Source organism: Pontibacter ruber (assembly GCF_023630205.1).
In the GTDB taxonomy this organism is placed as follows: Bacteria; Bacteroidota; Bacteroidia; order Cytophagales; family Hymenobacteraceae; genus Pontibacter; species Pontibacter ruber.
This window is the reverse complement of sequence record NZ_JALPRR010000001.1, coordinates 439907-455333: the sequence shown is the minus strand read 5'-3', so window position 1 is coordinate 455333 and position 15427 is coordinate 439907. Positions and strand designations below refer to the sequence as shown.

General features: G+C 49.2%; 18 protein-coding genes. 2 read left to right on the top strand and 16 right to left on the bottom strand.

Annotation, left to right across the window (positions count from 1 at the left end; all coding sequences use genetic code 11):
• Positions 1-589 precede the first annotated feature (589 nt).
• From MJ611_RS01885 to MJ611_RS01865, 5 genes are all read right to left on the bottom strand, one after another.
• Positions 590-1063, bottom strand: a complete 474-nt coding sequence (locus tag MJ611_RS01885; protein ID WP_250427674.1) for a hypothetical protein — start codon at positions 1061-1063, stop codon at positions 590-592.
• A gap of 95 nt (positions 1064-1158) precedes the next feature.
• The gene (locus MJ611_RS01880) at positions 1159-2046 is read right to left on the bottom strand and encodes a UbiA family prenyltransferase (protein WP_250427673.1); all 888 of its coding nucleotides are present in this window, start codon (positions 2044-2046) and stop codon (positions 1159-1161) included.
• 133 nt (positions 2047-2179) lie between these two features.
• Positions 2180-2968, bottom strand: coding sequence for a class I SAM-dependent methyltransferase (locus MJ611_RS01875; protein ID WP_250427672.1), 789 nt, complete (start codon positions 2966-2968; stop codon positions 2180-2182).
• 44 nt (positions 2969-3012) lie between these two features.
• Positions 3013-3471 carry a YciI family protein gene (locus MJ611_RS01870; RefSeq protein ID WP_250427671.1) on the bottom strand — a complete coding sequence of 153 codons (459 nt, stop codon included), beginning with the start codon at positions 3469-3471 and terminating at the stop codon, positions 3013-3015.
• 16 nt (positions 3472-3487) lie between these two features.
• Positions 3488-4003, bottom strand: coding sequence for a hypothetical protein (locus MJ611_RS01865; protein ID WP_250427670.1), 516 nt, complete (start codon positions 4001-4003; stop codon positions 3488-3490).
• Between the two features lie 195 nt (positions 4004-4198).
• Here MJ611_RS01865 and MJ611_RS01860 point away from each other — a divergent pair, with 195 nt between their 5' ends.
• Entirely contained in the window at positions 4199-6529 is a 2331-nt protein-coding gene (locus MJ611_RS01860; RefSeq protein WP_250427669.1) for a penicillin-binding protein 1A, read from the top strand.
• A gap of 140 nt (positions 6530-6669) precedes the next feature.
• Here MJ611_RS01860 and MJ611_RS01855 read toward each other — a convergent pair whose 3' ends face one another.
• The 4 genes from MJ611_RS01855 to MJ611_RS01840 all read right to left on the bottom strand — a co-directional run bounded on the left by MJ611_RS01855 (position 6670) and on the right by MJ611_RS01840 (position 9112).
• A complete protein-coding gene (locus tag MJ611_RS01855; RefSeq protein WP_250427668.1) occupies positions 6670-6927 on the bottom strand; it encodes a hypothetical protein in 258 nt (85 codons plus the stop codon).
• A gap of 82 nt (positions 6928-7009) precedes the next feature.
• The gene (locus MJ611_RS01850; RefSeq protein WP_250427667.1) at positions 7010-7924 is read right to left on the bottom strand and encodes a TIGR01777 family oxidoreductase; all 915 of its coding nucleotides are present in this window, start codon (positions 7922-7924) and stop codon (positions 7010-7012) included.
• 122 nt (positions 7925-8046) lie between these two features.
• Positions 8047-8712, bottom strand: a complete 666-nt coding sequence (folE, locus tag MJ611_RS01845; RefSeq protein ID WP_377496543.1) for a GTP cyclohydrolase I FolE — start codon at positions 8710-8712, stop codon at positions 8047-8049.
• A complete protein-coding gene (locus tag MJ611_RS01840; protein ID WP_250427665.1) occupies positions 8705-9112 on the bottom strand; it encodes a 6-pyruvoyl trahydropterin synthase family protein in 408 nt (135 codons plus the stop codon). The genes folE and MJ611_RS01840 overlap by 8 nt, the downstream gene beginning before the upstream one ends.
• 214 nt (positions 9113-9326) lie before the next feature.
• On the opposite strand from MJ611_RS01840, the gene MJ611_RS01835 reads away from it, so the two are divergent.
• Positions 9327-10025, top strand: a complete 699-nt coding sequence (locus tag MJ611_RS01835) for a coiled-coil domain-containing protein (RefSeq protein ID WP_250427664.1) — start codon at positions 9327-9329, stop codon at positions 10023-10025.
• 95 nt (positions 10026-10120) lie between these two features.
• On the opposite strand, the gene MJ611_RS01830 is transcribed toward MJ611_RS01835, so the two are convergent.
• The 7 genes from MJ611_RS01830 to MJ611_RS01800 all read right to left on the bottom strand — a co-directional run bounded on the left by MJ611_RS01830 (position 10121) and on the right by MJ611_RS01800 (position 15380).
• Positions 10121-10705, bottom strand: coding sequence for an inorganic diphosphatase (locus MJ611_RS01830; RefSeq protein WP_250427663.1), 585 nt, complete (start codon positions 10703-10705; stop codon positions 10121-10123).
• Between the two features lie 168 nt (positions 10706-10873).
• On the bottom strand, positions 10874-11227 hold the full coding sequence (rplS, locus tag MJ611_RS01825; protein ID WP_250427661.1) for a 50S ribosomal protein L19: 354 nt from the start codon (positions 11225-11227) through the stop codon (positions 10874-10876).
• Positions 11228-11399: 172 nt separating this feature from the next.
• Complete coding sequence (gene trmD, locus MJ611_RS01820) at positions 11400-12080, bottom strand: tRNA (guanosine(37)-N1)-methyltransferase TrmD (protein ID WP_250427659.1); 681 nt, start codon at positions 12078-12080, stop codon at positions 11400-11402.
• Positions 12070-12660 carry a ribosome maturation factor RimM gene (gene rimM, locus MJ611_RS01815; protein WP_250427658.1) on the bottom strand — a complete coding sequence of 197 codons (591 nt, stop codon included), beginning with the start codon at positions 12658-12660 and terminating at the stop codon, positions 12070-12072. Before rimM ends, trmD begins: the two co-directional genes overlap by 11 nt.
• A gap of 11 nt (positions 12661-12671) precedes the next feature.
• Positions 12672-13217 carry a 30S ribosomal protein S16 gene (locus tag MJ611_RS01810; RefSeq protein ID WP_250427656.1) on the bottom strand — a complete coding sequence of 182 codons (546 nt, stop codon included), beginning with the start codon at positions 13215-13217 and terminating at the stop codon, positions 12672-12674.
• Positions 13218-13761: 544 nt separating this feature from the next.
• Positions 13762-14523, bottom strand: coding sequence for an acyl-CoA desaturase (locus MJ611_RS01805; protein WP_250427654.1), 762 nt, complete (start codon positions 14521-14523; stop codon positions 13762-13764).
• A gap of 179 nt (positions 14524-14702) precedes the next feature.
• On the bottom strand, positions 14703-15380 hold the full coding sequence (locus MJ611_RS01800) for an RluA family pseudouridine synthase (protein ID WP_250427653.1): 678 nt from the start codon (positions 15378-15380) through the stop codon (positions 14703-14705).
• Between the last annotated feature and the right edge of the window lie 47 nt (positions 15381-15427).

Genomic DNA, 15427 nt, shown 5'->3' with positions numbered 1-15427 from the left:
GTAGCTTACTTTAATTCCTTAGTCAAATTTCCTATAATTCCATAGTTTCTATTGATGCGCTCAAGGCCGCGGGGCCTTGTCCTCGGGCATCGCGCTGTCTGGCTTTCCTTTGCTACCCTTCGGTCGCAATGCCCTTTGGGCACCGGAAACCCAGAAGGCGCTCAACCCAAGGACTGGTAACGACACTGCTTCGTTAGCTGCTATGCAACGGGACCCATTTGTAGGGACAGGTCGCGACCTGTCCGCGTTATACCTGCAGCTATGAAACTCATACTTACAGCATAAGTAAGATCAGACTCCCCTCCTTAGACAAGGAGGGGTTAGGGGTGGTTGGACAACGGCAGGTATGAAACTTATACTTGCAAAGGCAGATATTTCCCGCTAGGGAGGGGCAGGGGTGGGTATATACTTTTGCAGAAAAAAACTCCAACTCCTGTTCTTAGGAGAAGGGTAAAGTGAGGTCACCCGCGGATCAGGAGATACGCAGCAGCAAAGATTCCGGATTAAGAAATCTGGAACAGCAAATGAGGTCTGGGTGATTTCAAACAAACTCGCGACTCAACACTCGAGACTCAGAACTCCTATCGCCTTACTGCCAGAAAGTATAATCCGGCTGCTCGAGAAGGTAGAAAGTATAAGCTACCACAAACCCGTAAACAATGTGCGCAAAGATCAGGGTGATCAGGTAAGTCCGCAGAGGAATACGGGGTGGCTTGGGATACACCATAAGAAAGAGATACCACAAAACCATGGCCAGCAAGCCGTGCCCGAGTCCGAACAGCAGGCCCCAGCCTGCGGTGGGCAAGCCTACCTCCGAATCCCAAAGGGCAAGATAACCAATTGCGAAAACAATGCCCATCAGGTAATGCGCTGCATTGCCGACTACCTTGGTGCTGCCAGCCTCTGATATGCTGCCGTCAGGTCCCGTGCGACCGGTAAGCATGGTGCCCAAAATCATCACGACTTTCATAACACGGTGCGTCGCAAAGGAAAGCAGGTAAAGAAACGCAGTCATGGCGGCGGTGCCGGCCAGGCCAGCTAAGATGGCGTGCAGTAGCTTCATACCAGTGGTGCTGTGGTTTGAACTATATACGCAATTGGTGCAACAGGTTGGCAAAGTACAATAAATAGAAAGAAAAGTATCCTCACTAAGTATAACTAGAGCACGATCATCAGCATAAAGGCAAGACTGATGCAGAGCGATGAGATCTTGTTCATCTGCATGGTATTCTCATAGTTTACCTCTTGTCTGTCCTTGCGCGCTCGCCAGACCCATCCGGTAAAGAAGTATAAAACAGGAGCGGTGCAAATAAGAAATATCCAGATGTTTTGAATCTGGCCGGTGGTAAAGTATAGCCAGAGCAGGAGCAAGGTGCCAGCGGCAAGACCAAGGCCGGCAAATACAAAAGTGCCTGTAATGCCCAGCAGCAGGCTCAATGTTTTATCGCCTCTTCGGCTGTCTTCGCCATGCTGATAGATCTGCGTAAGCGGGTAAGATCCACATAAAAAAAGCGTGCTGACTAACGCAAACCATACATTAGGCTGCCAAAGCGTTTCCTCCAGCGAAAGCCCGATCCCCACCTGTACCATTACATAGGTAAAAGCTCCCTGAAATAAAGTAACCACAAGCGTACTGAGTATCGGGTACTTTTTCAGGCGGATGTACTCATTGCTATATGCTTTGGAAACCAGCAGATACACTGCAACCAAAGCACCAAACAGCGGCGAAAGAAGCAATGCCGTTGCAACAGCCAGTGCATCGAACAACAGAACAAGGTGCAGCAACTCACGCGTTACTTTGGGTGGCCGTTTTAAGCCGCCTATACTTCCCTCATCTCGGTCGCAGTAAGAATTATAGCCATTGCTGGCCGGGTACACCAGCACATGCAGCACCAAAAAAACAGCTACCGCCCGCCATACCTCATAACCTGCAGTGCTGCTCAGCGCAAACCAGAAGATCGGCATGAGGTACACCGAAAACGGAATACGCATCAGTGTAAGCGCACTGCTATACCGTACAGAAAGTGGCGTGTCGAGTAGCTTCAATTAAGTTAATTGTTAAATTGTTAATTGGCTAAATTGTTGAATGTTGGTTTTTACACCTCATGAATATGTATCACTTACAACTTCTAACTCCTAAAGGATATTAAACTTTCTAACTTTCTACTTTTCTAACTTTCTAACTTCCTTCCGGGTACCCGATGAGGTAGATTACGTATTTTCCTGGTTTTGTTCCTGCTTTGCCGGCTCGCCAGGTATAATTGGGTGCGTGTACGTTGGCAGCCATTTTGCGCAGCATGTCGGGTGTATAGATGCGCAGCAAGGAAACGGTGCCATCCCAGATAATGCCTAGCGGGATGAGTGGAACAAGGTACGTGAAAAACAGGCGGCTGAGCTTGAAAGGCCTGATAAAAGGCGTTACCAGAAGTATAACGAACGGGAACACAAGCCACAGCAGGAGTAACTCCGGCCATGTTTTGCTGGCACCTTCAAAGATTCCAATAGCAGCTCGCTTATCGGCGGCATCCTGAAGTATAGCCTGCGCTGCTTTTGGCGGAAAATGATGGAAAGAAGAAAAGATGGTACGCACTCCTTTTACCGTTGCAGGTACTGCCGTTGCATCAACCGGTTCAGGTATAAAATCTATCCTTCCTCCGGATTGCGCCCGCAGGTACTCATACGATTTGATATTCGGATAAAGGTCTGATAGCGTAACATGAACAGGAAAGCCCATGCGTTTGCTCAGCGCTTTTTGTATGCCCTCTATACCGCCGCTGGCTCCGGAGCAAAGGTCTGTAACGTGTCGTTGCTGAGTTCTTTCCAGCAGTTCCTGTAGCAGGGGTAATCCCTCTTCGTATGCCCCCAGCTTGCTGATCATGAAGCGCAAAAAGTCCAGCATGCCCTGCCGGATCACGTGCGGAAACCACGGCTGGTCTTCTAATTCAAAAAGCTGGAGGCGGATGTTCAAGGGCAGTTTTTAGGAAAGCTTACTCAACACCCGCCTCAAAGGTTCTACGGCAGCTTGGAACCGCGCTGGCTCAACCAGGGATGCAGCTCCATGATCAACTTGCCGGCTTTTACGGCCGGGTCTGCTTCAGTAAGTGCTTTGGCTTCTTCTAGGGTAGCTACATCAAATATAAAAATGCCGCGCAGGTCGCCGTTGTCCAGGAAAGGACCTGCCATCACCAGTTTGCCATCGGCAGCCATTTTACGGATATGCGCCATATGCGCACGCTGAATGCTGTTTACCTCGGCTGTGTCGGTAGGCTGATACGGACCACGTTTCAGAAAAGCCATGTAATAGGTTTTCATCTTTGGCATCTCTTCGTCCTGTTTTTGCTGCACAGGCTGCTCGGTTTTCTGCTGTGCCTTTTTGGAGGGCGCCTTTTTCGCAGATTGTGCCTGCGCACCTACTACGCTGCAAAGTATAAGCGCAAGTATACAGGTGCTTGTTCCAAGTAAGTTTCTCATCAATGGAGTAGCCCTGTTAAATATTTTGTGCTGTTATGCCTGTTTCACCTGCCTGAATGCTGAGTTGATCGCCGGTGTTGCTGAAGAATTGCCAGTATACTTCGGCTGGCTTACTCGGGTCAGGGCTTACCACAAGCTGCGCCTCGTTTACAAAATACAGGATAAAGCCATTGTTTTCCTGTGGCTCTATCCGCTCTACAGCAAGTGCCTGGCTGTCCTGTATCAGTTCATGCAGGCGCTGGTCACGCAGGTTGGCTCCGGGTATTTTCCAGTCAAATTTCAGCGAGGGCATGCCTGCCTCCCGTTTGCGCATGAACACTTCGTTGTGCCTGATCACATCCCCGCTCTTTGTTTGCAGCTGCCACGGGCAGTTCAGTGCCAGCGTGTAAGCGCCAACATCCAGAATCAGCCCCTGGCTGGTAGTATAGGTGGTGCTCCCGAAATGGAAATATTGAATTAGTTCGTTGCGGGTGGTTTTGGTCAGGGGCAGGCCGGTTATCTTACTGAAAGCCTGTTGTAGTTGCTCTTGCATGATGGTATGAAATTAAGAGTATGCACTAAGCTGCGGGCAAATATAGGCAGGTGCCGGCAAAGTATAGCAGATGAGGTTTCCGCTTTACTAAGTTTTATACAGTATATCTCAAGTTTGTTAAGTACAAAAAGTATATTTGCGGTAGATTTGAAAGAAGTGTGAAAGGGAAAAATACTTCCCCTGTAAGAGAACACCATGCTTAAAGAGCAAGAGGAAAAACAAAAATCACATACATCCATCTACCGGAGAATTGTAGGGCTTACCTGGAAAACGTTCTTTTTCGGGTTTATCGCAGTAGTTGGATACCTGGTAAGCGTAGAGTACAACCTCTTTTACCTGTTCGGCTCTTCGCCAAGCCTGGATAAGTTGGAAAATCCGCGAAGCGATCAGGCATCTGAACTATACACTGCCGATGGCAAACTGATCGGAAAGTACTTCAAGGAGAACCGCTCACCGGTAGGCTACAAAGAGATGTCGCCGATGCTGATAAAGGCACTGGTTGCTACCGAAGACATCCGCTTCTACGAGCACTCCGGCATCGATCCGGCCGCTATTTTTGCCGCCTTCTACGACAACCTGCGCGGGCAGGGCCGTGGTGGTAGTACCATTACGCAGCAGCTCGCCAAAAACCTGTACAAGACCCGTACCGACGATTCCAAAGGAGCACTGGGCCACATACCGGGCCTGAACGTGATCATCGCTAAAACCAAGGAGTGGCTGACCGCCATCAAACTGGAGCAGCGCTACACCAAGGAAGAGATCCTGGCCATGTACCTGAACACCGTGGACTTTGGCAGTAACTCGTTCGGTATCAAGGTGGCTGCCAAAACGTTTTTCAATACCTCTCCCGAGAAACTGAAAACAGAACAGGCTGCCATACTTGTTGGCCTGCTGAAAGCTCCGACCTACTACAGCCCGAAGTTCAATCCTGAAAATGCTACCCGCCGTCGCAATACCGTGCTGGCACAGATGGCTAAGTATAACTATCTGCCGCAGGCTCAGGCCGATTCGCTGAGCAAGCTTCCGCTCGTGTTGCAGTACAGCGTTGAAAGCCACTACGACGGTCCGGCGACCTACTTCCGAGGTGCCGTTGCCGATTACCTGAAAGAGTGGTGCAAAGAGAACGGCTACGACCTGTACCGCGATGGCTTGAAAGTATACACCACCATCGACTCCCGTATGCAGGCGCATGCCGAAGAGGCCATGGAGAAGCACATGCGTACGCTGCAGCGCCGCTTCAACAGCCACTGGCAGGGCAAGAACCCTTGGGTAGACGAGAGCAACAAAGAGATACCGGGCTTTATTGAAGAAACGATCAAGCGTACCGATTACTACCAGCGCCTGAAGAAGCGCTTTGGTAACGATCAGGCTGCTATCAACAGAGAGCTGAATAGGCCACGCGAGATGAAGGTCTTTACCTGGGATAACGACTCGCTGGAGAAGAAAGTAACCATGTCGCCGATGGACTCGCTGCGTTATTACAAGCGCTTCCTGCACGGCGGTATGATGACCATGGATCCGTTTACAGGCCATATCAAAGCATGGGTGGGCGGTATCAACTTCAAGTACTTTAAGTACGACCACGTGAAACAGGCACGCCGCCAGCCGGGTTCTACGTTCAAGCCTTTTGTGTATGTGGCTGCTATCGACAACGGCTACTCGCCCTGCGATAAAATTGTAGACCAGCGCATCACCATCAACTATGTAGAGAAGGGTGAGAAGAAGAGCTGGTCGCCTACCAATGCCGACTGGCAGTACACGGGTGCTCCGATGACGTTGCGCCGCGGTATGGGGAAATCGGTTAACTCTGTAACGGCAAAACTGACAGAGCAGATTGGCTGGGAAACGGTCGTGAAGTATGCCAAACGCCTGGGCATCAAAACGCCGTTGCAGTCGGTGCCTTCTATCGGCCTTGGGCCGAGCGATGTAACCATTTTTGATATGGTAGGCGCCTACAGTACGTTCCCGAACCACGGCTTCTATACCGATCCGATGTTCATTACGCGCATCGAAGATAGGAACGGCAACCTGATCCATCAGTTTACTCCAAAGCAGAAGAAAGTGCTGAGCGAGGAAACGGCCTTCCTGATGATGCACATGCTGAAAGGCGGTATTGAGGAGCCGGGCGGTACGTCGCAGGCGCTGTGGGAGTATGATCTTTGGAAAGGAAACGAGATCGGTGGCAAAACAGGTACCACCTCCAACCACTCCGACGGCTGGTTTATGGGCGTAACCAAAGACCTGGTGACCGGTGTGTGGGTAGGCGGCGAAGACCGCAGCATTCACTTCCGTACTTCATCGATGGGAGAGGGCTCTAAAACAGCGCTGCCGGTGTTCGGCCTCTACATGGAGCGTATCTATAAGGATAAAGAGCTGGGCTACACCATGGGCCGTTTCCCGGGGCCTACGGTCAAGATCAGAAAAGAGTACAACTGTACTACCCCGTGGCCTAAACGAGCGGAGGTAGACTCTACCGCGCTGGACGAGCAACTGGAACTGATGAACATCGACTCGATCCTGAATTAAAGCAAACACAAGTATAAAAACAGAGAGGCCAGCTAAAGTATAGCTGGCCTCTCTGTTTTTATACTTACATGCTCCGAGTGATGTGTTGCCGGGTTATGAAGAAAACACTGTTCTGACCAGGCGGCTTATTCTTCTGTCCGCTAATAAACCGGCGAAGTGTGGCAGTAGTATAACGGACCGGTTATTCGTCCATTCATGTGTCGGTAGCAAAGCCATAAGTATAAGTTCTGCGCAGATGTATGGAAAATCACGATCAAACCCAGTCCTTTACAATATGTCCATACCCAATCAGAGGCTTTTCTAGGCTCACCCATCAGGCGATCGAACCTGCTGCGGAAAGTATAGCTGTAGAGATAAAAGCAAAGCAATGCTATAGTTATGTGTAAAACTAGCGCCATTTGATGAAGCTTAAAGATTGAACGAAAAGTACTGGGAGGTTAACGTTCTCTGTCGCGAAAGCTTACTAAAGCTACACTTTTCTTAATACTCCTTCTCGTAAAAAGAGTCAAGCGCTTCCTCTAAGTAATTGTACTCGAATGTGAAGCCGGTCTGCAGTACTTTGTTGGCGCTCACCCTCTGGCTTGCTAACACTACTTCACTCATCTCACCCATCATCAGGTTGATAGCAAAGGCCGGCACTTTTGGCAGCACCAGGGGTTTGTGCATCACTTCTGCCAGTTCTTCGGTAAACTCTTTGTTGGTTACCGGGTGCGGTGCTACGGCATTGTAAACGCCTTCAAACTGGGTATCCTCTATTGCTCTTATAAACAAGCGGCAGGCATCGTCGATATGTATCCAGGACATGTATTGCTTGCCGGATCCGAGCGGTGCACCGGCCATCATTTTCACGGGGCGCGCAATCTGCGGCAGGGCGCCTCCTTTATCGCTGAGCACAATGCCTAACCGGAGTATAACCGTGCGCAGGCCCAGGTCTTTTACCTGCCAGGCAGCGGCCTCCCAGGCTTTGCTTACATTGGCAAGAAAGTCATCGCCGTACGTGCTCTCTTCCGATACTACCCGGTCACCGGAGTCGCCATAGATACCGATGGCAGAAGCAGAAATGAAAGCCTTTACATGATGGTTTGCTTTCTGGAGGCAGCTGTAGAGCAGGTTGATGCTGTCTACGCGGCTATTCAGAATTTCCTTCTTACGCTCATCCGTCCATTTATCTGAGGCTACACTGGCACCTGCCAGGTTGATGATGTAATCGGGGTAGAAGATAGCATCGTCGTCGATGTGCGGGTGCTTGACATCCCAGCGGAAGGTCTTGTAGCGTGAGAACTTATCAGGATCTCTGCTCAGGTGAGCCACTTCGTAACCCTGATCGATCAGCATCTCGGACAGGCGGGTGCCTATCAGGCCTGTTCCTCCTGTAATAAGTATTTTACCTGGCATAATTTTCTTTTTCCATAGAAGAGGCGTGTTAGCTTATCCCTATACGAGGTTTAGGCTGTGTTCTGTTTTCTATAGCAGCTTAATAAGCCGGTGGAGCAGGTTACATGGTATAGCAGGCGGGCTTACTGCTTGCGAATGTGGCTCAGAAACTCGTTGCGGTACTGGTCCTGCTCAAACAGGCCGGAGTACTCCGCTGTGATGGTGCTGCTGCCTACATCGTTTACGCCGCGACTCATCACGCACAGGTGGTCTGCCTCTATCAGCACGGCCACGTGTTCTGTGTTAAGGGCTTCCTTCAGCTCATTGGCGATCTGCATGGTCATGCGCTCCTGTACCTGTGGGCGGCGGGCATAGTACTGCACAATCCGGTTCAGTTTCGAGAGGCCGATCACGTGCTCGTTTGGCATATACGCCACATGTGCTTTGCCAATAATAGGTACAAAATGGTGTTCGCAGGAAGAGTACACGGTAATGTCGCGCTCTACCAGCATCTGCTTATACTTATACTTGTTTTCGAAGCGGCGTACAACTGGCTTGTTATCGGGGTGCAGTCCGTGGAAAATCTCTTTTACGTACATTTTAGCAACACGCATCGGGGTACCTTTCAGGCTGTCGTCTGTCAGGTCCAGGCCTAAGGTGTGCATAATTTCACGGAAGTGCCCGGCAATGATGGCGATCTTCTCATCATCGGAAAGGGCAAATGCGTCCGGTCGCAGGGGTGTTTCCAGCGAGCTCATGATGTGGTCATCCATCGCCTCCTCTTCACGCTCCAGGTGCTGGTTATCCATTATATTCAACAAAGTTTCGTTCAGTTTCATAAAGTGTGACAGCTAATTCATAGTCCCTGCTGATCTTTTCCCGCAATATCCCCCAGATCGCCACGGCAATATTCTCTGCTGTCGGGTTCTGGTTTCTGAACTCTTCTGTATCAAGGTTCAGGTTCTTGTGGTCAAACCGCTCCACTATCTCCTGCTGCACGATGTTGCTTAGTTGCTTCATGTCGTACACGTAGCCTGTTTCCGGGTCAACAGAGCCGGTCAGTTTCACAATAAGCTCATAGTTGTGGCCGTGGTAGTGGGGGTTACTGCATTTGCCAAACACGGCTGCGTTCTGTTCGTCACTCCAGGCAGCATTGTGTAGCCTGTGCGCAGCATTAAAGTGCTCTTTCCGGCAAACGGTTACTTTCATAGTTTTTCCAACAACTACAGGTAGCTAAATGTTCGAATGCATGTAAAAAAGGACGCAACGGCTATAAGCTTACAAAGTTAGCGATGCCAACCCGAAAGGCAAATCAATACAGCCTTAAATTAATAAAACCACTATATCTGGTTTTTTCTATAGTTTGCTTATTTTCGTAGCACGACATTAATATTTATACTTTAATAACAGGCTGAGGATGTGTATGAAAGGAATTTTACTCGGATTATTTTTACTAACAGCAGGTGTGGCGCAGGCCCAATCAGTAAAGCTGGAGGAGCAGGAGCAATCCGTTAACGGGGTTACGCGGCGCGGGCAGCAACTGACGGTGCAACTCGATCAAAAGCTGGTAGAGAAACTCTGGAAGGAACATCTGTCAGACAAGGCAGGCAAGATAAAGTCTTCAAAAGGCGTGTATACCGTGGAGGGTGCCGAGATAAAAGACATCTCGAAAGAACCCATGCGTGTGGTGTCGCAGGTAGGCAGCAACGGGCTGGGCAGCTATGTATGGTGGTCGCTGGACATGGGAGTAGCCTATGTAGACAAGGACGCTACACCCAAAGAGTATGCGGCTGCAGAAGATTTTATGAGAGAGTTTGCCCGCAAGCTTTACCGCGAGGATGTACTGCGGCAGATAAACCAGGCCGAAGATGTGCTGCGTTCAACCAAATCGGAGCAGGACCGGGTGGTAAAGCAGGCCAATGACCTGCAGCTGAGCATCGAGAAAAACAAAAAGCGCAGAAAGGACCTGGAAGCCGAACTGGTACGAAATGCAGAAGACCTGAAACAACTGGAGCGCGAAGTGGAACTGAACGAAAAGCAGCAGGCGGCCAGCCGCGAACAGGTGCGTAAAATGGAAAAAGCTGTGGAAGAGGTTAAGGACAAGCTCAAGGATATGAAATAAGATGTAAGACTTAAAAAGACTAAACAGAAAAGCCGCGCTACAGCGCGGCTTTTCTGTTTAGTCTAAAATCTACTATCTAAAGTCTAACGTGTAGCTCAAAGTTTCATCCACCGCTGGATCATCTCTTCAGCGAAACGATCGTCGCGCCAGCCGGCAACTTTGGTATTGGTAGTTGGGCTGTGGTTGGCAAACCACTTGTGCAGGATGTCTTTTACGGCAGGGTATTGCCTGCTCAGGCTGGCATAATCTGTGGCCGAGATCAGCTGCTCGCTTGGACGGGAAGGTACAGCCACCACCACCGGCTTTAACTCTCCGGCCACTTCTACCTGCAATACGCCAACGGGTATTACCTCCATCACAGTGCCGGTGGCCACACTTTCTGCTATTATCAGTATGTCCAATGCTTCGCCCTGACGGTTTACTTCTGTAGAAGGTATAAAGCCATAGTTGCCGGGGTAAGGCAGAAATCCGATCACACGGTCTTTGCCGGCCTCTTTAGCAGGTATAAACTCTTTCGTCTCGGGGTTGTACTGCAGCACGCGGTTTGTGCCGGCAGGCACCTCTATCACAGCCTGTAGCTGCTTGGTAGGGGTATAGGTAGGCAGGTTAGCATAATCGGTTTTGCAGCTGGCCAGTAGCAGCACCAGCAGGCCCAGGAGAAGGTTCCTATAGTATGTCATGTAAAGTAGCTGAAAAGACTAAAAGGTTCTCCTGCAAATATAATCCTCCTGCCTTTACCTCCTAATGTTACTGCACCGGTTGCGGCAGGTACAGGCAAAAAAAGAGGAGCCGTTGGTATACGGCTCCTCCTTACTAAAACTATGGAAAACTTATGAAAACAGGTATCCTTATCTTCTTTCCTTGATTCTGGAAGCTTTACCTGACAGGCCTCTCAGATAGAATAGTCTAGCTCTTCTTACTTTACCTCTTCTTACCAGCTCGATCTTCTCGATGCTTGGCGAAAGAAGTGGGAAAATACGCTCTAATCCGATTTGGTTAGATACTTTTCTTACAGTGAATGTTTCACCGTTTGTGTTGATGTTTTTACGCTGAATCACAACGCCCTGAAACTGCTGGATACGCTCTTTGTTACCCTCACGGATTTTAACGTGAATGTTTATAGTATCGCCAGCCTGGAAAGAAGGGAAAGAGGCGCGCTTGTCTGTTGATTCCTGCTCAATAAATTTTAATAGTTCGCTCATGACTATGTTCTTAAAGCTAAAGTATCTTCTTCAAAATTCGGACTGCAAAGATATGTAATTATTTATTACATAAGAAGATTTGCAGAAAAAAATATTTATGTGTTGCAACCTATCAGGAGGTAATATCGTCTGATCTCCTCTTTTAATTCGCTGATAGGTGTTGCAAAGGTATTTACTGTTCGCCCAGCAGATCCGGGCGTCGTTGTTTGGTGCGGGCTACCGCCTGTTCAAAGCGCCACTGCTCAATTTTCGGGTTATCGCCGGAGAGCAGGATCTCTGGTACCTGCATGCCTTTGTACTCCGCTGGCCGTGTGTACACCGGCGGCGCCAGCAGGCCATCCTGAAAAGAATCTGTCAGGGCAGATGATTCGTCGTTCAGCACACCGGGTATGATGCGGATGATGGCATCGGCCAGCACAGCTGCACCCAGTTCGCCTCCCGACAGCACATAGTCGCCTATGCTGATCTCATGGGTAATGAAATGCTGCCGCACACGTTCGTCCACCCCTTTGTAGTGCCCGCAAAGTATAATGATGTTCCGCAACAGCGAAAACTGGTTCACCATGTTCTGGTTAAGCGTCTTGCCGTCGGGCGTCATGTAGATGATGGCGTCGTAATCACGCTCGGCTTTCAGGCCGGAGATGCACTTGTCAATGGGCTCAATCATCATGACCATGCCGGCTCCACCGCCAAAAGCATAATCATCGATCTGTCCGTGCTTGTTTATGGCAAACTGGCGCAGATCGTGCACATGCACTTCAACAAGATTCTTTTGCTGTGCCCTCTTAAGTATAGAGTGGCTGAAAGGGCTGGTTAATAACTCTGGTTGACACGAAATAATATCAATGCGCATTGTTTTCCTCCGTCTCCTCCTGGTCTTCGTCGTCCGCTTCGTCCGGAGTGCCGGGCTGGGTGTATACTTCCAACAGGCCTTCAGGCAGGTGTACGTGCAGTACTTTTGCCTCGTGGTCAGCACGAAGCATGGTTTCGTCCATTACCGGTATCAGCATTTCCTGGTTCATGTAATCCATGGCCATTAGTTGCTGTTGCGGCATGTCGTAAAAGTCTTTCACGGTGCCCAGTTCGCCGTGGTTCTGGTCCACTACTTTGTAGCCGATCACGTCGTGGAAGTAAAATTGTCCTTCCTCCAGTTCGGGCAACTCGTTCAGGGGTAAGTATAACGCGGCATTACGCAGTTTCTCAGCCTGTTCCATGGTGTTGATGTCCTCGAACTGGATGATGAATCGGCCTTTCTGCTGCGGCTCCATTACATCAATAAAAAAAGGAATCAGTCTTCCTCCTTGTTCAAGGAAGACTGATTCCAGATCATCATAATCTTCAGGGTGATCCACATCAAAGAATGCGACTACCTGACCTCTGGTGCCATGCGTCTTGACGATATAGCCTAACAGGAAACAGTCATCAATATTCATGGCGCAGTGGTTTATGCTTGTTCTTCAGTAGACTCAGTTGCTTCGCCTTCAGCCGGAGCTTCAGTAGCCTCAGCAGCAGGAGCGTTCGCAGCAGCCTTCTCAGCTTCACGCTGACGAAGTGCCTCAGCACGAGCTTCTTTTACTTTAGTTTCAGCTTCTAGAGCAGCTTTACGCTTCTCTTCTTTAGCAGAACCAAGTGTCTGACGCTTGTTCTCGATCTTAGCTTCTTTTGCGTTCTTCCACTCTTCGAAACGTGCATCAGCAGTTTCCTGAGAGATAGCACCTTTGTTTACACCAATTTGCAGGTGTTTTTTGTAAAGGATACCTCTGTAAGAAAGCATTGCTTTTACAGTATCAGTTGGTTGCGCTCCGTTCATCAACCACTGGAATGCCTTCTCTTCGCTGAAGTCGATAGAAGCAGGGTTTGTGTTAGGGTTGTAAGTACCCAATTTCTCGATGAATTTACCATCACGTGGTGCACGAGCGTCAGCTACTACGATATCGTAGATAGCGGCTTTTTTGCGGCCTCTGCGGGCCAGTCTGATTTTAACTGCCATTTTTTATTAAATAGTTAAGTCGCCGGATCCCGTCCGGCATTTTTTAGAACCGCAAAGGTAGGTATAGTTTCGGTAATTTCAAACTATAGTTAACAGCCAATTCTTTTGAAGTTATAGTTGGTAAGCTGCAGATTTGTAACTGGTTGCAAAGAGCATGCAGGCATTTAAAGCAGCACAGTTGATGGCTCAACACCTTGTTGCCTATGGTAGGGGGAGGGAAGGAGTAGTTTGGTTGTGAATTAAACAGTAGGGTGAGGGCGTGCCGGCACAGCTGTCTTGCCCTATTATACTCATAATCAGTTCAGTCTTGCGTAAACAGTAATGCCCTCGCTCGCCTTTGGCAAGTGTGCGCTATCCCTTGGCCTCTGGCCGCTGAGATTTATACTTTATACTTCTGCCTACACTTTTATACTTGTGGTGCAACGTGGCGGGACGCCACTCCATAGCTCACACTCGCCAGAGGCGAGCGAGGGCTTAATTGGAGCTTATACAACTATTTTATAGTACGAAAAAAGCCCTCCGTTTCGGGAGGGCTTCTGTATACTTAAGCGTTGGCTGTCGCTTTTGCTGTCTTTACTTTTACTGGTTTCAGCTTGATGATGCTCAGCTTGTCCAGCGTCCAGATAACAGGCCAGGTTGGGTCAAACTCCCACCATTTTACACCAAAGTTAACGCGGTTAGGCAGCTTGTGGTGGTTGTTCTGGAACAGTTCTCCGCCGGTCAGGAAGTCGAAGAAAAGCGAGTTTCTGGATTTGTCGTTGTTGTCGAAGTTCTGGTAGCCATACTTATGGCCGCTCCAGTTTACGATAGCGCCGTGCACCGGACCCATCAGGAAGTGGATCGGCAGCAGCAGGAACATCCACCACTGCGTGGCAAAGGCGATGTAGAACAACACGTACGCTACACCCCAACCAATTCTGGAGAAGTATGAATCGCCTACTTTTTCAATGAAGTTCCACACCGGATAGTTGCCATCAAAGCGACGTTCTGTCTCAACTCTGTTGTTCAGCACGTTGTTGTAGATCTCCTTGGTCTTCCACATCATCGTGAAAGCGTTGTTAGAGAAGTGTGGCGAGTGCGGGTCGCGCTCTGTGTCGGAAAAAGCGTGGTGCATGCGGTGCAAAATTGCATAAGCACGCGGCGAAAGGAACGAGGATCCCTGCGCAATGTACGTCAGCAGGTAAAATGCCTTCTCCCAGAATGGGTTCATCGTGAACATCTTGTGCGCCGCATACCGGTGCAGGAAGAATGTCTGAACGAAAAGAGAAAGGTACCAGTGTACCAAAAAGAAAATGAGAATTGCCATTAAATTTCTTAAATGATAAAGTATGGGTTTTGTTTGGGAGAAAGCAACGTGCTATAACTATGCCACTTCTATCTGCAAAATTACAACTCGCCTATTAATATGAAATAGAGCCACAAGTATAAAAGTTCAGAAAGTGATAAAAATCATCTTTCTATAAAGGTGCCACCTAAGCATGAACGCTACTTTATACTTCTAAAAGGAGCCCATACGGGTGTTGCAGGTAGGGGAGCACTTACTGTGATCATCTCTTTTAATGTCGGGTGCTCGAACTGCAGCTTACGGGCGTGCAGGGCTATACTTTTATCGTGCAGTGGTTCCGGGGCACCATACTTCAGGTCGCCGGCAATGGGGCAGCGCATGGAGGCCAGCTGCACCCGGATCTGGTGCGGACGTCCGGTAATAGGGTTTACTTCCAGGAGGTACCTGTGCTGTTGCTGGCTGAGCAATTTATAGTTGAGTTCAGAGCGAAGGCCGTTCTCGTTAGGTTTGCCGTAAGCTTTTGTTATGTTTTTGGAAGTGTCTTTTACAAGCCAGTGCACAAGCGTGTCGTTCTCGCGCGGTGGGCGCTGAAGTACAACGGCCCAGTAGGTCTTCTGTGTTTTTTTGCTCCGGAAAAGCTCGTTCAGGCGGGTGAGTGCTTTGGAGGTTTTAGCCAATACCACCACGCCGCTTACCGGCCGGTCGAGACGGTGCACTACCCCAATAAATACATTGCCCGGTTTGTTATACTTCTGCTTGATGTACTCTTTGGCCACTTCTGCCAGGGGCTGGTCACCGGTCTCATCGCCATGCACCAGCATGCCGGCAGGCTTGTTTACCACCAGCAAATGGTTGTCTTCAAAAAGAACATCTAACATTTGAATTACGAATTATGAATTACGAATTATGAATTACAAAAAGAGAG